Genomic DNA, 19,072 nt, shown 5'->3' with positions numbered 1-19,072 from the left:
TCCGCCTCCTGGGTTTCCTCCGGTTCCGTTATCTTTCCCCGTTCCGCCTCCTGGGTTTCCTCCAGTTCCGTTATCTTTCCCTGTTGTGTTTTCCATTTTTTTAATAATAGGGTTTTTAGCACTGTGTACTAACGGCATTATGCCATACTGTGATTTATGAACCACATTTTCCACCTTGCTATTTTCCGTTTGTGTTCCTTTATCTTCTTTGTTAGGTTTTTCTTTTTCAGGACTAGTTTCTTTTTTATGAGTCCCACTCAATTCCCACTGCCACATTACAGGAGAGAAAACATCTATATTGATGTTTGGATCTTTTAACTTCACATTCAGATTAATTTTTATATCCCCTTCATTACGGGGAGGTATAGTGATTTCTCCGTTTTTCTCCAGAAACATACTTGTGTAATCCACATCATCAATCTTCAAAGCTTCTGTACTTCCATATAGTTCAAACTCTTCCGGAATACTTATCTTCAAAATTTGCGGAGATTCCATTTTAATTACTTTCGCAGTATCACTAAATGTAATTCCCTCTGTATAAAGTCTATCCTTTACTTCTTTAATAGCGTTTCCTAAAGATATTTTATTTACAGGATCATAATAAAAATTATTTTCTTTATTATATTTTTTTGTAAATTGAATTACATTTTGCAGTTGTAATTTCGTTGCATCTGGTAAATCACTTTGACCGATTTCTTCCATGTTTAAACTAGGTAATTTCGCAATTAAATTCTCGATTTGTTTCTTTATTCGAGCATCTGGTTGTTTCATTAATGTATTTATGAAGATTTCTTGCTTTCCATCATTCGACATAGATTGCTTTAACTTCTTAATTACCGTCTCTTGAATATCACTTTCTAACTTTCCTGCAAGTTCTGTATCATATTCAGATACTTGTTTTTTTACATCTGCTAAATATTTTTGAATCGCTGCAGCATCAGTTAAAATATTCGGTTCTTTCTCTGAAAACGTAAATTGATTTGAAATAATTTTATTAGCGGATTCCAATGCACTTAATTGCTTTAAAGCATCGCCTGTATTCATATCATTCATATATTGATTGAATTGATTTGTGAAATTATTCGCTAACAAATTGTTATCAGTTTGCATTTTTTGAAAGTTATTAAAACCATCTAAGTACGTACTGTTAGATTTATTCCCTTCATCTAACGCTTGACCGAAACCTTTTAAAACATCCTGAAATCCTTTGAAACTATTAACAGAAACACCTGTATAATCTTGTACTGTTTTAAATTGATTTGTGTAATTTGCTAACGGACTATGTATATCTTTTTTATACATAGTTGTTTGAACGTTTCCTTTTTCAATTATTTTACCTATATTATCTTGTGCACCTTGTAGCTTACCGATAATACTCGCAAAATAAACGTCGATTATTTGTTTATTGAAATCTTCTAAAATAACAGAAGCTGTATTTTCTGCCTCAGCTTTCAAATCCTTATTCCCAGTTGCATTTACTTTGTAGTTTAACGTTAATTTCTCTGGAATCTCTGAATCAATCGCAACTGCCTTCCTAGAAAAATCATTTGGAATAACAATCATCATATTGTAATTATTATTTTTCAATCCATTTTCTGCTACCCCGCGGCTAACTACGTACCATTCTTGTTTCGTATTTTTATTTACATTTTTAACAAATTGATCTCCAAACGCTATTTTATTGCCCTCAAATACAGTGCCCTGATCTTCATTTACCAACGCAACTGTCATTTTTGGTGTAGTATTCTCATTAGCTTTCTTAACATTTTGATTTAATGCTAAATAGGAGACCCCTGTTGATAGTACAAGAGCTAAAATAATAAACAACAAGATGCTCCATTTGAACTTTTTCACTACTTATCACTCCTGCGACTGCGAGTCTATCTAATGAAAGACTTCGTATCTTACTCTAGTTTTAAAGTAATTTAGCCATACAACGTATGGTTGCATGGCTAAATTATATATTTCTTTTTATCTGTCTTATTGTAGACCGAAATTACGAGAAAGATCTTCGTCATGTCTAGCAACAGCTTCTGCAGTTTTATTAAGCTGCATATTAATTTCTTGTAATAGCTGTGCAAAGTTTTGTACCTTTGGCTTTAATTGATTGAACTGTTGGTCAAAACCTTCGAAAGCACGACCTTCCCATTCTCCTCTTAATTCATTTTGTAAGTTTTGTAGTTGACGTAAAATGTCCTCAATTTGATTTGCACCTTGTCCATATCGAGTCGCTTTCGATTTAAGCTCCTCTGGTGACATACGAATTTGTCCTGCCATTATTAAATCCCCCTTAAAATTAAAAAATAGTAAAATTAACCAATAATCAATTCTACAAATTGATTATATCAATAATTTAAAAATTTCTAAACAAAAAAATGATATTTTTCCAAAATTTCTCTTTTACTATAATAACGATATATTGTATAATACTAATTTATTTGTTTTTAAGCACACTCTATAAATCTACTATAAAATAAAGGCAAACCATCTATTTTATACTTATTCGCTTTAAATTCCAGCGATAAAGTAGCCACTAAATCATTATTTTCTCTTCTCTCATTCAGACTATTCTACTCACTTCAAAGTCATAATTACCTGCCTTTCAACAAACCCAAACTCTTCGTACATCTCTTTTGCAAAATTCCCAGCAAATACATTCAACCGAATTTCTGAATACTTCTCCTTTAATTCCTTAATACCAGCTTCCATCAGTTCTCGCGATAATCCTCTCCCGCGATATTCTGGGAAAACGTACAATTCATATATAAATCCAAGTTTTTCACGAGAAAAATAGTCTGTATTTTCCCCTATTAATATCCATCCCATTACTTTATTTTTTTCTTTAACGATTAAATAGTATGCTCCTTTTTCTACAATCGGCTTTGTAATCTCAATTGCTTTCTCGGTACTTAATTGACAATTCCCTCTCGTCCCTTCAAAAAGCGATTGAGCCGAATATTTTAATATTTCATTGGTATCTTCTTGATTCGCCTTAACAATCATTTTTCACAACTCCCCTTGAATAATAGGCATTACTATCGCTTGTTCAAGATTCTCCGCTTCCATAACAATTGCTGTTAATCCGTGTTCTGTACTTGTTTCATGGAGCTCTCCCTTTTCCCAAAACACAGCTTGTCCCGCCTCTATCTTTATCTTTTCTTTATTTACCCCACATACATATCCAGCTCCTTCCACAATAAGAAGCAGTTGAGATACAACTGCTTCATGATTACCGATGATTCCATTCTCGTGTAAATGCATAGCACCAATATGTATATTTCCTCGATGGTTTACTATTTTCGACATGATGAAATTAGATTGAAATACTGATAGGTGCTTTCCTACTTTTTCACTAAAATCAAAAATTTTCATTACTAGTTCTCCTTATACGTATAAAACCATCCTTACTGTCTGCATCATATGTCCTTCAAAGTCTTCTTCAAATTGCTCTAATTCAGCAAAACCTTTCGCTTCATAAAAGCGTTTTCCTTTTTCATTTGCTGCTTCTACATGTATGTACAATTTCCGTATCCCATTTAATGCTTTAATTCCTTTTTGTAATAAAGCACTTCCGATCCCTTTTCCTTGCTGATCTGGTAACAAATAAATCGCACCTAATTCCGCTTCATTTTGTAGTCTAACAGGTGAAAAGTTCGCAAACCCTATTACTTCTCCTTCTTCTTCCGCAACGAATAAATGCGTATTTTTAAGACGATATTTCATTTTTTCATCAGAATATGCCTCGTCTAAAAAACTGTCTTGAATTTCTCTTGGAATAATGCCTTCATATGTATCATGCCAAGCTATTTTTGCTACTGATTGTACAGCATGAATATCTTCTTGCTTCATTTCTCTAATTATATATGTCATCTCGATGTCTCCATTCTCTTTAAATTATATTCTGCTAATATACTAGAAGAAATGGCAGAACCATTTTCATAATTCACCTTAATTAATTTTAATTTCTCAATTGAAGCTGTTACAAAATCAAATTTCTCATAAATATATTCCATTACACTTAAAAACTGCTTTGTATGTAATCTATTTGCAATTGTACAATGCGGTACCCATTTTCCCGGTACGTAATATGAATTTGGGTTGTCATGAAAAGTTTTAAAATAATCATGATAAGAATGATGAAGTTTTAACAATTCATTGGTAACAGTCGGCGCTAGAAAGACCGTTCCATTAGTAGGAAAAATTCCAACAGAAGGAAAAGTTACTGCATCCATATTTTCTTGAATAGCTACAAACTCCCCTAGTTTCTCAGTATACAAATGAACATCTAACTCATTATAATCAGCTAACGTAATATGAGGTTCTACTCCAGCTAGTTGATTTGTTCCAATTACATTTGTTAATTCATTTTGCAGTTCTGTAATTTTATTAGTAAACACACGATCAAATGTAGCAATAATAGCGTACAATCTTTCTCACCCCTTCGTTACACATAGCGCTTCCCATTCTTCACGAATCATGCCCATTCGAATAGAATCATAGTATGTTCCGTTATAATAACGACACTTTCGCATTCTACCTTCTAAGCTCATTCCTATTTTCTCCGCTACTTTCATCATTCGTTCATTGCCAGACCAAGTCGTGATTCCTACTCTACCAATCTCCATTTTTTCAAATAGCAAATCTCTATATAATGTCAATGTTTCTGTACCGTATCCACCATTCCAGTATGTTGGGTCATAAATCACAAGCCCCATCTCTAACCAACGCGTCGGTTTGTATTCCCAATAAAACCCAACTGTCCCAATGATTTGACCGTTATTTTCTATAATTAAATTGGATAGCGGTTCTTCTTTTAAACGAGTTTGCATCTTTTCCTTATAGGATGAGTATTCTTGCATTGAAAACGGAAAATACGGTGCATCCCATTTTTTCCATTCTGGATTTTCTTCTTTAAACACGAGATTCCATAATGTTTTTATATCTGATTCTTCAATTGTACGAATTGTAACTTTCTTCCCCTTTAATACAACGTTTTGCATAATTCCCTCCTGCATTCCTCTTTATTTCATATATAATTATAATATTTTTTCTGAAAAATCAAAACAAATATCATTTATTATATTGTATAATTTTGTTATAAGGTACCAATTATTGATTTAGAAAGCTGGTGATTCAATGAATAAACGATTTAGTATTGCTTTATTTCTTACTATTATTATGACAAATATTATTCTCTATTTCTTCTTACCATTAAGTATTGTTACGAAATGGGACTTTAATGGAACGCCTACATCAACAATGGATAAAAGCACTTTTGTAATCGTAAATATAATTATATGTTCCTTCTTATTCTTTGTATTTTTAGCTTTATCTAAAGCAGCGAGTAACCAGAAATTTCTCCATTGGATCGGCAACACAATGTTACTATTCTTATTTTTTGTCAATATTGTCATCGCCCTCATCGCTCTTGGCTTTTCACTTCCTCTTGATCATTTCATATTTTTAGCATTAGGGCTTTTATTTATATTAATAGGTTATTTCAGTTCCAAAATTGATACGACTAAATCAACCGTTTCATTAGAATGGAATGATAAGTACCTTGAAAAAAGAGCTTCAAATATTAGTAGTATTTCAATGATGATAGCAGGTATTTTTTTAGCGATACTTCCTTTTATCGTTTCTGCTCCCTATAGAGGTTATGCTATACTAGCAATTCTTTTAGGAATGACGCTTATCATTCTGCCAAGTACGATTTATTTACTTATTAAAGACAGCAAGCAATCTACTCCTTTAAAAAAATAGGAGGTTATATCCCTCCTATTTCAGCTTAATGTTTTATTTTTCACTTTTTCTATCTCAACTAAAATCCCTTTCTCTATCCAACCCTCTACGCCATCTTTTTTAATTAAATCATATCCTGAACAGCTATCATCAATGAGAGAAACGATATCTCCCTTCCTAACGCTTATTTGCGCACAAGAAATATCGGTTTTCACTGTATATTCACCTGACTTAAGTTGTTTCATATATTCATTTTTTACAGTGAGCACATTATTCGTTTCCTTTTGTTTACATACGGTGTAATCTTGCATCTTCTCGATAGGCTCTATGTAATAATACGGATATGTCACTCCGCCCTGCATTTCTGAATTCGCATTAAAATCCGCTATTACTTCGTAATCTGGAAAATAGTCTACATATGTATAAGAAAACGTATCGCCCGTTTGTTTCCTCTGAATAATAAATACGTTTAATTGCCCTGCTTCTTTAATTGCATTTCCTCCATCAATTGCAATAATTTTTTTCTCCTTATCAATAACTGGATTATTAGACGGTGCTTCTTCAGAATAGTTCACGACAGGCCAATGACCGACTATTACATACTTATTTGCTTTATGTGATTGATTGAAAAACTCCGGCATTGCTATCGCATTTTTGCGCTCAGTTTCTTTCCAATCTACTCTATCTTCTAGACCGGCATGCACAAAAATATAATCTTCTGTTTCAATCGCTGTTGGCAACTCTGTTAGCCAATATAGTTCTTGTGAAAATTCACTTAACAATGCTTCTTTCACTTCACGAATTGAAGTGCCCTCATGAACTGAAAAACCCAATTGCTCTAGCCATTCATTAAAAATTGAATGCTTCCTCGTACATAAATAATTAATAAGACCAGGATTTTCATTTAGAAGAGCATCAACTAAAACTTCACAATTCCCTTCAACAACGTGAACCTTTGAATTGTTCTTTACAAGATTCATAACGTAGTTTACTACGCCTACGCTATCTCGTCCTTTCTCGCAAAGATCTCCATTAATAATTAAATAATCTTCATCTTTAAAGTTAACTTTATGTAGTGCTTCTTTTAAAAGATTTAATTCTCCATGAATATCCGATATGACGATAACTCTAGCATCATTAGGGATTGATAGTTTCTTTATTTTTTTCAAGTATAAGCGCTCCAATCATTCTCTTTATTAAATTAAAACTATTCGACAAAATACACTATATAACCTTTTCAAATACATATACCATAACTTACAACCTATTTACGGTTTAATAATAACTTAAAAAATAAGAAGGAGCTGTTCCCAACTTTTGCGGGACAACTTCTTCTTATTTTTTATAATTCTTTATGAAAAGAATAACTCACCTTATCATACCCTTCTCTTTCATAAAAACGATGAGCATCAATTCTTGAAAATGCTGACGTGAGGACGATAGACTCACATTCGTTTTCCTTTCCCCAGTTCTCTATATACGAAAGTAATACTTTCCCATGTCCTTTTGAACGATGTGCTTCTGCTGTTACAAGGTCATATACGAAAACGTGTTTCTTATTATAAAAGTTCGTACAAATCGCTACACCTGCAAGGCTAACAACTTCATCATTCTCATTACGCAGCGAAAATAGTTTATAATTTTCTTCTTTCATATTTCGAAATAAAGAGCTTGTTTCCTCTTTTGAAAGTTTCATTCGTAATTGCTGTAAAACAGGTAATACTTCATGTAATTGCTCTTCTGTTACTACTTCTTTAACATTCATTTTTAACTCTCCTCTAAATATTTATTTAATTTTCTAAATGTTATATCATTATTATAGAAAGTAACTGCCCTTCACTTAAGTGACAGTTTAAGTGTTTTTTATAAGGCCAGTTTTAAAGGAGAGTTTTATATGGATTTTACTATCCCATTGCAATTACAAAGTAACACACCTATTTACTTGCAAATTTACGAATATATAAAAGCTGAAATTATACAAGGGACTATTTCTGTCGGCACACGTCTACCCTCACACAGAAATTTAGCATCACAACTTAATATTAGCCGCATTACTGTTGAATCAGCTTATCAACAATTATTAGCTGAAGGTTATGTAGAAAGTAAACCGAAACGTGGTATTTTTGTAGCAAATTTCGATATTGACGTTATCCCAAATAAAAAGCGAAATGCAGCAAAGAAGACGAGCAATTTGATAGACGAAAAATTTGAATATGATTGTAGCCAAGGACTTATTGATCAAAATGCATTTCCGATTACAAATTGGAAACGAGCATTACAAGAATCCATACTTACATACGAAAATGCACTATTTGCCAAAGAAGACCCTCAAGGTGAATTCGCTCTTCGAGAGCATATATCAACATATTTATATCATTCTCGCGGTGTCCATTCTTCACCTGATCAAATTGTGATTGGCGCCGGAACGCAGCCACTTCTCTGGCTACTACTTCAACTGCTTGGCCCTACAAAAGAATACGGCATTGAAAACCCTGGATTTCACCGTATACACGCAATCATTAAAAGCTGTGATAGACAAATTCATCCCATACCATTGGATGAAAAAGGTATTGATATTTCTAGTTTATACAATACAAATTCCAATGTCGCATACGTTACACCATCACACCAATTTCCACTCGGGATTATTATGCCTTTATCTAGAAGATTAGAATTGTTAAAGTGGGCTAATGATTGCAGCGGATACATTATTGAAGATGACTATGATGGAGAGTTTCGCTACGCTGGTAAGCCGATTCCTTCTTTACAAAGTCTTGATTCAAATGAACGCGTTATTTATATGGGGACTTTCTCAAAATCTTTTTTACCTTCTTTACGAATGGGATATGTTGTTTTACCACCACACCTTTTAAAAACATATCAAGAACTGCATGGAATTTTCAAACAAACAGTCGCTACAATACAACAACTTGCTTTTGCTAACTTTATACAAAGCGGGAATTGGGAACGTCACCTTAATCGGAGTCGTACACTATATAAAAGAAAACATCATGCGTTAGTAAAATCCATTATGAAAGAAATGGGGGCTAATGTTCAAATTCTTGGCGAACAGTCCGGACTTCATATTGTTTTATATGTCCATAACAGTATGAATGAAAATGAACTGATTGAATCCGCTAAAAAACAAAGCGTTAAATTATACCCACTTTCTCCATATGATTTCGTGAATGATTTACGTAAGGAATCATACGTATTACTCGGCTTTGGTAGTATTCCAGAAAATAAAATTGAAACGTTGGCTACATTATTAAAAGACGCTTGGTTTCCTAGTTGCAAGGAAACTTTTTAACAGTGGATTTAACTTGTAACATGTTAACAATTCAACAAAATAAAAAAGAAGGCTGTTCCAAAATAACTTTTTGGACAGCCTTCTTCTAGTTATTCACCTGACCTAGCTTTCCTTCCCGGACGTTTCACACCAGTCGTTTCTGTTGAATAGGAAGCTTCGATTATAGCGGCTGGATCTACAGAGAGAACGAGATCTTTCATTTTCGGATAAATGAATCGGTTTGTAATGCAATAAATGATTCTCTTATGCTCCCCTAAAAAACCACCTTCTCCATGTAGATACGTAACAGATAGTTGCAATTCTTTCATAAGTAAATCGCCTATTTCTTTATTCTTACCAGAAATAATCATAACGCTCTTACCTTGATTAATACCATCTAATATAAAATCAATCATCTTCGTAACAATATAGAAAATTGCTAATGAGAACATCGCTTGTTCGATTGAAAATAAAATGGCAACAAAGATGAAAATAACTGCATTTACTGCAAGTAAAAATGTACTAATCGGTACATTAAAGTGTTTATTCATCCAAACTGCTAACATTTCCGAACCGTCAATTGCTCCACCCATTTTAACAACAATCCCAACACCAATTCCAAACAGTACTCCACCATAAAGTACAATTAATAACTCAGAAGTCGTAATTGCTGGAAATGGTTTTAAATAAATTAATCCGAGTGTTGTAACTACATTCGCATAAGATGTACGGATAAAAAATTTCTTTCCCATTACTTTTGCAGTAAATAATAAAATTGGGATATTAATTCCTAAGAACACACCATAAAGCGGCAATCCTGCGACTTTATTTGCCATAATAGCAATAGCCGTTACCCCGCCATCTACTAATCCATTAGGTGCTAAAATAAGCTCTAATGAACCTGCTACTATAATTGAGCCAATTGTTAATAATACGTATTCAAATACTTTCTTCATTCATTACCCCCAAAACTTATATATTTTCTTAGTATTATTTTAACGTAATTTTACTACTAATTCAAAGGTATCGATTTATATACACAAAAGTTTCTCCTTTATCGCTATTTTTATGTAACACATGGAACGCGTAATACTAAAAACACACTTACAAATTAAAAGTAAGTGTGTTTTTAACATCTATTTAATCTTTACGTACGGCTTCATTTTTAATTTGAATATTTCCTCAACTGCCCTTTGATATCCACCGGCATTTCTAAGCGACTCTCCCACTTTACGACTATTCTCCTTAAACGTCACATCATCCATTACTTTCTTTACAGTCTCACGTAACAATTGAGAAGTTAACTCGTTGCGATTAAGTCTTATTCCTGCCCCTACTTCAGTCAATCGTTTTGCAACGAATGGCTGATCTCCTGTTACCGGAATTACAACTAATGGAACACCGTAATATAACGCTTCACTCGAACTATTCATACCACCATGTGTCACGAATACATCAGCATGCTGTAAAACTTCTAATTGCGGGACATAATTATACAACTTAAAGTTTTTCGGGATATTTTCAAATTGACTTATATTTATCTTCTTACCAACGACTAATACGACTGTCGCATCAACATCTTTAAACGCTTCAAAACATTTTTCATACAAAGCAGGTTGTTCATTAAAAACTGTTCCCATAGAAATGAAAATCACTTTTTCATTTTTTAAATCTTCGGTAGGAAAACTCCCCACTTCTTTTCGAGTAGCAATTGATGGACCTACAAATTTATACGATTGATCAAATACCTCTGAACGTGGCTGATATTCTTTTGAAGTATATACAATCGTAATATCACCAGGATGGTTCATAATATCATACATACTATTACATTTCATTCCATACTGCTTATTCCATCTTTCCATTCCCGCTAAACAAGATTGATATAATGGATCCATTTCATCTACTTGTCTCGATTCTTGCTCATCATGAAAATTAATGTACTGATTAACAGCAAACGTTGTACAGGATGAAACGCTTGGTAATTGTAAAATATTCGCTATAATACGTCCTACTGGAAAATGATTATCATATATTAAATAATCATATTTTTCCTCTTTTGTTTCTTCTACAATTTGAGTAACAATACGCTCTGATGCTTCAATCATATGAGATAGCATCGTCAAAGGGCTCCCACCTTCATTTACTCGTTCCATAATATTAATTTGAGAGAGAAAATTCTCAAACACTCGGAATTCCGCACCTGTTGCTTCAACCTTCTTTCTATAATCTTCAATACAATAAGAAACAACTGTTTCCCCTCGCTGAATTAACTCACTTACAACAGCTAAAGTCGGATTAATATGACCTTCCCCAGGAAAATTTATTACGAGTACATTTGCCATAACATTCTCTCCTATCCAATTAATATAATAAAATTAACAATTAATTATATTAATTAATTTAAGTCTATTATAAATGAATGCATTCTACTTCTTCATGCTTTTCTCTTCATTTTATTATTGAGAAATATTTTCTATAGTCTACATTATTGTGATTTACAATCTTATAAATGAATGCTTAATTTTACTTTTACTCTTCATAGATTTAAAGATACGAGTCTTACATTCAAGTATTACCACCATTATTTTTAGACAATTCATACAAAAATAGAGAAATATAATATTTTTAATGAGTTTTCACTATAAATGTAAGTATGCTGTCTATCTTTTTATCTTTATCCTCATAACACATCATCTGTTATATAATGAATTTATAGAATTTACAGAAAAAAGTACATGCCTTTAAAAGTGGTTACGAAACAATTATGTCTATTCCTCAATTAGAAGAATATAGACAGCCTTATCGTTATTTATACCGACTGTTATCTGTGCAAGGTAATGTGGAATTAAAGAAATGGTTAAGTCACCCATCCTATTTTTAAATACAAATGAGAGGGAGTATACAATGGATATTCAGAAAAAGCGTTATGTAACAGAAAGTGAAATACAGCAAATGAAGGATTTGGCTTATATTTGTGGGCAACAAGACAATCTTGATTACTCTTCAGATTTACATATCAACTTTTTAAAAAATCGAAATGAAGATTATATAAACGATTTTCTTCTTTATAACGGTACTCAATTAATTGGCGCTTTAAATATGTATGATTTCGAAAGACCAACAAAGCTTGAACTAATAGGCTTTGTACATCCTCATTTTAGAAAACAACGTTTCGGAACTATCCTTTTACAAACTGCAATGAAAGAAATACAAAATAGAGAGACAGATGAAGCTCTTCTTATTATTAATGGGGATTCTATTTCTGGGAATGAATTTGTAAAACATATGAAGTTACCATATTTATATAGTGAATATAGTATGGAGTGCAAAACAAACGAAATTCAAAAAACAACAGATAATAATATACAGCTTACTCTTGCACCTTCAGAATCACTTCTTGATCTTATTAAAATTTCTAGTAAAGCTTTTGGTGATTCAGTAGAAAATACGACCACATGGTTACAAAAAATGATGAATTCATCTTCCCATCAAGTTTACAGTGCCCTTATTGCTGAAAAAGTGATAGGAACAATTACAGTTTCTAAACAAGAGCAATCTACTACACTATCAGGATTCGCCGTTCATCCTTCTTATCAAGGTAAAGGATACGGAAAAGATATTCTTTGTAATATAGTACATACTCTTATTACAGAAGGAGTTTCAACAATTGAGTTAGACGTCGAAACGAAAAATATCCACGCTTTAAAACTATATACACAATGTGGTTTTGAAATTAACACGAGGCATGACTATTATAATTTAATGAATTTTTAGGTGAATACATATGTTAAAAAAACAATTTATTTTAATTATGATATTTTAGCAGACATCTATAATAAACATTGGGGACATTTTGTTGAATACTCCTATCCAGCCTCGTTTTACAAGATGCTCTTCCCTACTCTCGTATATTAGATTTTTGTTGCGGGACTGGTCATCTCTGCCGGTGATAGTTTAATTTAGATGAACTAAAAAGTGTGTTTCGCAAAGTTTACTCCGTATTACATAACGAGGGTATATTCGCATTTGATATGAATAAAAAAACTGAATCGAAATGATTCAGTTTTTTCTTAATATATTTACAATTGCAGTTGTTTCGTCATTTTCTTTATAGACACGCGGAATTCTTCTATCTAGCATACATGTAACTTCATAGTTTATTGTGCCTAACATATCCGCTATTTCTTCTACTGCGATATTTTCTTCACCTTGTTTACCGTAGAATACTACTTCGTCTCCTACTTGTACTGGCATCGCTTTTGAAACATCCAACATTAACTGATCCATACAAACACGGCCAATAACAGGTACTCGAACCCCGTTAATTAACGCATAGCCTTTATTAGATAATTGACGATTATAACCATCAGCATAACCAATTGGTACAGTCGCAATCCATTCTTCACCAGTTGTTACATACGTATTCCCATAACTTACACCACGATTCTTCTTCGCATGTTTAATATGAGCTACTTTTGATTTTAACGACAACGCAGGCTGTAAAGAAACGACTGAATGATCCACTTCTTTTGATGGATACATACCGTACACTCCTATTCCAACGCGTACCATATTTTGAAATGTGTTACTTAATTCCATTGATCCCGCACTATTTGAACTATGAATATATGGTATTTGAATTCCTAATTCTTTCGCTGTATTAACAGCCTTTTCAAATAAACTTGTTTGCATATTCGTATATGATTTATCGATTTCATCTGCCGTAGAGTAATGCGTAAATATCCCTACTACCTCTACATACTCCATACGGTTTAATTCTTCTAAAAATGGTTTAACTTCTTCTTCTTGTAAACCGATACGACTCATTCCTGTATCAATTTTCACTTGAATTTGTACTTTCTTTTGAAGACGGTTTGCAATTTCATTTATACCATGTAAATCTTCTACTCTATAAACAGTCATCATAACGTCATATTGAATTACATCTTCTACAGCCGCTACTGGTGTGTATCCTAAAATTAAAATTGGCACAGTAATTCCTGCTTCTCTTAATTCTATTGCTTCATCTACAAATGCAACTGCAAGTTGATGTATTCCCGCTTCAATTGCAGCTTTGGCAACTTCAACTGCCCCATGGCCATACCCATTCGCTTTTACAGCAGCCATCATCTTAATTTCTTCATCATTTACATGTTTTTTAAATTCTTTTACATTATGTTTTACAGCATTTAAGTCAATTTCTACAATTGTATCTCTTCCATATTTCAAACTCATTGGTCTAACTCCTAACTCAATAATTGCATTCCATTCTATTTCACGTTTCATATGACCTTTTACAATATAATACTTTTCATTATGCTAGTCAAACTACTAGAATTTTCGGAATTTTGAGTATGATATAATATCCTCAAGAAACTATTATATACGGAGACGAGGAGAATTACAATGTTTGTTCAATCTGCATTGCATCAACTAAAAGTTGCTATTGATACTTCTATTTATATGCTTAACCAATATAGTGAAAACGATTTAAAAATACAACCGATTCACTCAAAACGATCATTATTTGAAATGTGTGCACATCTTTCTCTTATTTGTCATGCTGATTTACTCATTTTAAATGGTATTTCAGAAAAAGAATTACATACCTTTTATATAGAACATACACCCGTAACAGTTGCTCACATGCAACAAACGATGATTGAAGGATACAACCTTCTCTCTAAAACATTTCTTTCCTACTCCCAAATAGAATTAGCAGAAGTTATGACTGCCTATTGGGGGATTTCTTATTCGCGCTTTGAATGGTTACTTGAAATCGTTACACACTTTTATCATCATCGTGGACAAATTCATATTTTATTATGCGAGCATATGAAAGATCCTCGCATTCCTTTATTTGAGTGATTTTCCACTCATTCATTAATTAGCTACAAAACCAATAAAAAGTATCATTCCTAATAAAATAAATGTTTGAGCATAACCTCCTATTTTCATAAGATAAATAGAAATGATAGGTCCTATACTAGTACCTAAAAATAAAAGTATATTCCCCTTGCTTTCCCTCCTAATTGACCTCCAAGAGAAACTAAAGACGGAACGGATATAGCAATACCTATTACAAAACAGACACTCATCATTACAAGTAGAGATAGATCCGAAACAAAGCCCATTGAACTTAGACTAAAAATAACAATCAACAATCCTCCTTGAAGAACTTTCCTTACTTCAAACCTCTTTGTTAAAAGACCTGCAAGTGGTGACAGCAACATACCAAACAGCCCTGCTACGCGAAAATAAAGGATTTGTTCTGCAGTTAAATTGTAAGTAGGAGAGCTCAAATAATTCCCTAAAACAGTATACATATTAACAAAAGCCATTATTAAAACAGTATTTTTCACACTGACTAACTATTAGTTTTAAATAATTCGCAACTTCTTTAAGGCATAAGAAATTCCGCCTTCACTCGCCTTCGTTGTAACGAAATCAGCCCTTCTCTTCAACTCCTCTCCACCATTTCCCATCGCAACTCCTAATCCTACATACTGCAACATCTCAATATCATTTCCACCATCGCCAAAAGCAATGGCTTCTAATTTACTAATGTTTAAATGTTCCAATACTTTTTGAATTGCAGTTAGCTTCGATACTTTACTATCTTCCAATACATTTATAACGTAACCATGAAAACGCTCAAACGTAAGTGCTGGATATCTTTCAATGAATTTTTGAGCTTCTGTATCATCAGCATACAGACATATGCAATACATCTCATCTGATAAGTTTCTAACTTTGTCAGGATACCGCTCTAAATTTAAAGTTTCATTTAACGCTCGCATGACACGTTCATCTTTTGAAGCAATATTATTCATTGCAAATTCTTCTGTAAAGTAAGAAACACTGTGACCATGTAATTCAGCAAAATTTGAAATATCATGAACGATTTCGCTTGAAAGTACTGATTTATGTATAACTTCTTTCCCACATTTTATATGTGCACCATTTGCTGAAATAAACGTATTTATACCTAGTTCCTTAAATTGTGAGCATAAACTATACGGTCTTCCAGTTGTAACAACTACGTGAATTCCTTTATCTATTAACCTTCGTATCGCTTCTTTTGTACTTTCGTGCATGCTTCTATCAATCTCACTTAATAACGTACCGTCAACATCGAAAAATACAACTTTGTACATAAGTCTTTACATCCCGTCCAAATGATTCGTATCATTAATGAAATGCACCGTTTTTTGTTCACCCTCAATTTCAATTAAACTTATTCCCGTATCTCCCATTTTGAAATAGTAGTCCATTGAAATTGGCATTTTGAAAAATGCACGTAATAGACTATTAATTACGCCTCCATGGGCAACAATTGCAATTCGATCATATGTATTCTCTATCATAATTTTAGAAAAGATTCCTTCTATTCTCATTCGAAACTCAATAAATGATTCTCCGTTTTCAAAACGGTCATGAAGAAACTTTGGCTCTGGATATTTCTTTGCTTCTTCAAATGATAAGCCTGCTTGCACTCCATTATTAAACTCCATTAATTCCTCTTCTAATTGAATTGGACAACCAATTGCTTCTGCTAATATTTCACCCGTTTCACGAGCGCGTTTTAATGTGCTTGCCCAAATGAAATCTGGCGCAAAATCTTTTTTCACTTTCTGTACAAGTCTTTGTACTTGTTGTCTCCCTTTGTCAGTTAACTCAAAATCAGCTCGACCTTCATGCACATGTAAAATATCAGCTTCTGATTCTCCGTGGCGTATTAGTAGTATTTGCATGTTTCTCTCTCCCTTTATTTAACATTCATAAAATTCCATTATATCACTTTTTAAGATTCCAAAATAAAAAAGGAACGGTCTCCCGTCCCTCATCCATTCACTTTTTCCGCATCATTCCAATAATATTTACTAAACGCTTCTGTTAACACATCAATTGTGTTATATAATTCATCTAACGTATTATCAACACCACCAACTTCAATTAACATCGCATTTTTCGATAAATCTTGGTTATAAACGCCATTTCCATCTTTTTTATACTTTGGAAAAATCCCTCTACTTAATCCGTAGTAGTTTTCATCTAAATAACTATTGATCGCTCTTGCAATTTTTTCATTTTCAGCACGGCCTTCATTTTCCATCCCAATTATAAAATATAATCTTGCATACGATTTTCCGTTAATTACTTTTGTTGTTACTTTCTTACGCTGATCGTCACGGTGTATATCAATTGGAAACGCAATTTTATTATTTTGTGCTAATGCTTCTTTTACATATTCATGAGACGCTTTATATGATTGCGGCCATTTCCATTTTTTACTCGCTAATAAATCACCCATATTCGTTTTATCGTGAACTACCGGAATTCCTTGTCCTTCAAGTTGCTCTTTCATACGTTTCCCTAGTAAGGACACATTTACATCTGGACTTGATGGATCCGTAGCCCCTGGTAATAATGGAAAGAAGGATTCCCAGCTATGTGTATGATAAATATATACTGCACTTTCACCTTTTTTCGCTCCGTTCTTTTTCTGAACCGGATTATTCTTTTCCGCTTCTGTAACTTTATCTTTTGCTACTTCCCGTTCTTTCGTTACTTCTTCAATCGGTACACTAGATTCATTTGGGATATTCGTCAAGTTTGTTCCTTCCCCAGCTACGATAATATTAGAATAATACTTTGACATACCAGGTACTTCTTTACCGACGAATGTTCTTAAATCTTTAATTTTCAAATCTGTCGCAATAGAGAACATTAAATTTCCAACTGACTCTCTTTTATTCTTCTTAAAATAATCAAATCCGTAATAGCGATTCTCACTTTCTATCATTTGAACAAAACCTTGCATCGATACTTTTCCAAACCATTGATTTGCATAATTCGATTTCATTGTATGTAAAAATGACGTCAAAATCGACGCTATCATAATTACTATTAGCGCATATAAAAGGAGTAACGAAATCAGTTTCTTCCCATGTATTCGAGTTGCATACTTTTTCACTGCATCACCTTCTTTATACATGGATATGTACAAGCTTTTCGGAATATACGCAAAAAAAGAGAAATGGTATCCCATTTCTCTTCCTCACTTTTATTGTTCTTTTCCTGTATCATTTGAAGGTAGTTTCTTCACTTGTTTTTCTTTAAATATTTCTCCAATTGCCCCAAGAGTACCAAGTGTTTCAATTGCATTAGACGGAATAAAGACTTTATTTGCTGGTCCTTTTGCAACTTCAGCTAATGATTCAAATGATTTGTAAGCAAGTATACGCTCATCCAAATTCGCTTCACGAAGCAATTCAATACGATTTTGTTCTGCTTTTGCAATTTCTTCAATTGCCCTTGCTTCCCCTTGCGCTTCTAATTCTTTTGCTTCTTTTATACCTTCAGCTTCGCGAATACGCGCTTCTTTATCCCCTTCAGCCATCAAGATTTTACTTTGCTTTTCCCCTTCAGCACGAAGGACTTTATCTTGTTTTGCTGCTTCAGCTTCTAAAATAATCGCACGTTTATTACGCTCAGCCTTCATTTGTTTTTCCATTGATGCTTGCACATCTTTTGGCGGGTTAATATCAACAACTTCGACACGTTCAATACGTACGCCCCATTTTTCTGTTGCTTCATCAAGCGCTAAGCGGATTTCTGTTGAAATTTTTTCACGACCAGATAACGTTTCATCCAGTTCCATTTTACCGATAATTTGACGCATCGTTGCTGAAGTAATATTACGAACACCATATTCATAGTTTGAAATACCATATGTCGCAAGTTCTGGTTCAACAATTTGATAGAAAATAATAGTATCAATTTCTACTTGAACATTATCTTTCGTAATTACCTTTTGCGGTGGTACATTCGTTTGTTGAATACGTAAGTCATGATATACACGAACACGATCTACAATTGGTATTAAAATATTTAACCCTGGGTGCATGATACGTTGAAACTTACCAAATCTTTCAACAACCCCAACTTTTTGCTGAGGAATAATTTTAATTGTTAATGCGATAAATGTAACTACAATTAGTGCGAATATAATCGTTAACGTTAATGCTACCATAT

General features: G+C 33.1%; 20 protein-coding genes and 3 pseudogenes. 6 read left to right on the top strand and 17 right to left on the bottom strand.

Annotation, left to right across the window (positions count from 1 at the left end):
• The 7 genes from esaA to HMPREF2590_RS10625 form a co-directional block, all read right to left on the bottom strand.
• On the bottom strand, positions 1–1,854 hold a 1,854-nt coding region (gene esaA, locus HMPREF2590_RS10655; RefSeq protein ID WP_070861396.1), incomplete at its 3' end, for a type VII secretion protein EsaA.
• Positions 1,855–1,980: 126 nt separating this feature from the next.
• Positions 1,981–2,277, bottom strand: a complete 297-nt coding sequence (locus HMPREF2590_RS10650) for a WXG100 family type VII secretion target (protein WP_000918601.1) — start codon at positions 2,275–2,277, stop codon at positions 1,981–1,983.
• A 297-nt stretch (positions 2,278–2,574) separates the two neighbouring features.
• Entirely contained in the window at positions 2,575–3,003 is a 429-nt protein-coding gene (locus HMPREF2590_RS10645; RefSeq protein ID WP_000635650.1) for a GNAT family N-acetyltransferase, read from the bottom strand.
• A 3-nt stretch (positions 3,004–3,006) separates the two neighbouring features.
• Positions 3,007–3,372 (bottom strand): cupin domain-containing protein, encoded by a 366-nt coding sequence (locus HMPREF2590_RS10640; protein WP_000688082.1) that lies wholly within the window; start codon positions 3,370–3,372, stop codon positions 3,007–3,009.
• A gap of 12 nt (positions 3,373–3,384) precedes the next feature.
• A complete protein-coding gene (locus HMPREF2590_RS10635; protein WP_000221048.1) occupies positions 3,385–3,870 on the bottom strand; it encodes a GNAT family N-acetyltransferase in 486 nt (161 codons plus the stop codon).
• Positions 3,867–4,427 carry a 2'-5' RNA ligase family protein gene (locus HMPREF2590_RS10630; protein ID WP_000270892.1) on the bottom strand — a complete coding sequence of 187 codons (561 nt, stop codon included), beginning with the start codon at positions 4,425–4,427 and terminating at the stop codon, positions 3,867–3,869. Before HMPREF2590_RS10630 ends, HMPREF2590_RS10635 begins: the two co-directional genes overlap by 4 nt.
• A gap of 6 nt (positions 4,428–4,433) precedes the next feature.
• Positions 4,434–5,000, bottom strand: a complete 567-nt coding sequence (locus HMPREF2590_RS10625; protein WP_001181860.1) for a GNAT family N-acetyltransferase — start codon at positions 4,998–5,000, stop codon at positions 4,434–4,436.
• 136 nt (positions 5,001–5,136) lie between these two features.
• Between HMPREF2590_RS10625 and HMPREF2590_RS10620 the strand changes: the two genes are divergently transcribed.
• Entirely contained in the window at positions 5,137–5,763 is a 627-nt protein-coding gene (locus tag HMPREF2590_RS10620; protein WP_001042100.1) for a DUF1648 domain-containing protein, read from the top strand.
• A 20-nt stretch (positions 5,764–5,783) separates the two neighbouring features.
• On the opposite strand, the gene HMPREF2590_RS10615 is transcribed toward HMPREF2590_RS10620, so the two are convergent.
• Complete coding sequence (locus HMPREF2590_RS10615; RefSeq protein ID WP_000721384.1) at positions 5,784–6,911, bottom strand: metallophosphoesterase; 1,128 nt, start codon at positions 6,909–6,911, stop codon at positions 5,784–5,786.
• Between the two features lie 173 nt (positions 6,912–7,084).
• Complete coding sequence (locus tag HMPREF2590_RS10610; protein WP_001101110.1) at positions 7,085–7,507, bottom strand: GNAT family N-acetyltransferase; 423 nt, start codon at positions 7,505–7,507, stop codon at positions 7,085–7,087.
• A gap of 129 nt (positions 7,508–7,636) precedes the next feature.
• Here HMPREF2590_RS10610 and pdxR point away from each other — a divergent pair, with 129 nt between their 5' ends.
• The gene (pdxR, locus tag HMPREF2590_RS10605; protein ID WP_000348038.1) at positions 7,637–9,052 is read left to right on the top strand and encodes a MocR-like pyridoxine biosynthesis transcription factor PdxR; all 1,416 of its coding nucleotides are present in this window, start codon (positions 7,637–7,639) and stop codon (positions 9,050–9,052) included.
• 89 nt (positions 9,053–9,141) lie between these two features.
• Here the strand turns inward: pdxR and HMPREF2590_RS10600 are convergent, their stop codons facing one another.
• Together HMPREF2590_RS10600 and HMPREF2590_RS10595 are read right to left on the bottom strand one after the other, a co-directional pair.
• Positions 9,142–9,987, bottom strand: a complete 846-nt coding sequence (locus tag HMPREF2590_RS10600; RefSeq protein WP_000755125.1) for a YitT family protein — start codon at positions 9,985–9,987, stop codon at positions 9,142–9,144.
• A gap of 180 nt (positions 9,988–10,167) precedes the next feature.
• Entirely contained in the window at positions 10,168–11,376 is a 1,209-nt protein-coding gene (locus HMPREF2590_RS10595) for a macrolide family glycosyltransferase (RefSeq protein ID WP_003312479.1), read from the bottom strand.
• A 380-nt stretch (positions 11,377–11,756) separates the two neighbouring features.
• Here HMPREF2590_RS10595 and HMPREF2590_RS28720 point away from each other — a divergent pair.
• The 3 genes and pseudogenes from HMPREF2590_RS28720 to HMPREF2590_RS30690 all read left to right on the top strand — a co-directional run.
• Positions 11,757–11,915 (top strand): annotated as a pseudogene (locus HMPREF2590_RS28720) (nitrate reductase); the annotation flags it as partial.
• A 23-nt stretch (positions 11,916–11,938) separates the two neighbouring features.
• Entirely contained in the window at positions 11,939–12,808 is an 870-nt protein-coding gene (locus tag HMPREF2590_RS10590; protein ID WP_000354430.1) for a GNAT family N-acetyltransferase, read from the top strand.
• A pseudogene (locus HMPREF2590_RS30690) lies at positions 12,809–13,071 on the top strand (class I SAM-dependent methyltransferase); the annotation flags it as partial.
• Positions 13,072–13,093: 22 nt separating this feature from the next.
• Here the strand turns inward: HMPREF2590_RS30690 and alr are convergent.
• A complete protein-coding gene (alr, locus tag HMPREF2590_RS10585; RefSeq protein ID WP_001987589.1) occupies positions 13,094–14,269 on the bottom strand; it encodes an alanine racemase in 1,176 nt (391 codons plus the stop codon).
• 171 nt (positions 14,270–14,440) lie between these two features.
• On the opposite strand from alr, the gene HMPREF2590_RS10580 reads away from it, so the two are divergent.
• Positions 14,441–14,902, top strand: coding sequence for a DinB family protein (locus HMPREF2590_RS10580; RefSeq protein WP_000498003.1), 462 nt, complete (start codon positions 14,441–14,443; stop codon positions 14,900–14,902).
• Positions 14,903–14,917: 15 nt separating this feature from the next.
• Here the strand turns inward: HMPREF2590_RS10580 and HMPREF2590_RS10575 are convergent.
• The 5 genes and pseudogenes from HMPREF2590_RS10575 to HMPREF2590_RS10555 all read right to left on the bottom strand — a co-directional run.
• Positions 14,918–15,384 (bottom strand): annotated as a pseudogene (locus HMPREF2590_RS10575) (MFS transporter); the annotation flags it as partial.
• 30 nt (positions 15,385–15,414) lie between these two features.
• A complete protein-coding gene (locus HMPREF2590_RS10570) occupies positions 15,415–16,191 on the bottom strand; it encodes a Cof-type HAD-IIB family hydrolase (RefSeq protein ID WP_000278964.1) in 777 nt (258 codons plus the stop codon).
• Between the two features lie 6 nt (positions 16,192–16,197).
• Entirely contained in the window at positions 16,198–16,788 is a 591-nt protein-coding gene (locus tag HMPREF2590_RS10565) for a histidine phosphatase family protein (protein WP_001166433.1), read from the bottom strand.
• An 89-nt stretch (positions 16,789–16,877) separates the two neighbouring features.
• Positions 16,878–18,086, bottom strand: a complete 1,209-nt coding sequence (gene spoIIP, locus HMPREF2590_RS10560) for a stage II sporulation protein P (protein WP_002098533.1) — start codon at positions 18,084–18,086, stop codon at positions 16,878–16,880.
• 15 nt (positions 18,087–18,101) lie between these two features.
• On the bottom strand, positions 18,102–19,070 hold the full coding sequence (locus tag HMPREF2590_RS10555; protein WP_000226253.1) for an SPFH domain-containing protein: 969 nt from the start codon (positions 19,068–19,070) through the stop codon (positions 18,102–18,104).
• Positions 19,071–19,072 lie beyond the last annotated feature (2 nt).

The organism is Bacillus sp. HMSC036E02 (genome assembly GCF_001836235.1).
GTDB lineage: Bacteria > Bacillota > Bacilli > Bacillales > Bacillaceae_G > Bacillus_A > Bacillus_A cereus.
Note: the sequence above shows the minus strand (reverse complement) of the source record. Positions and strands in the feature narration are given on the sequence as shown.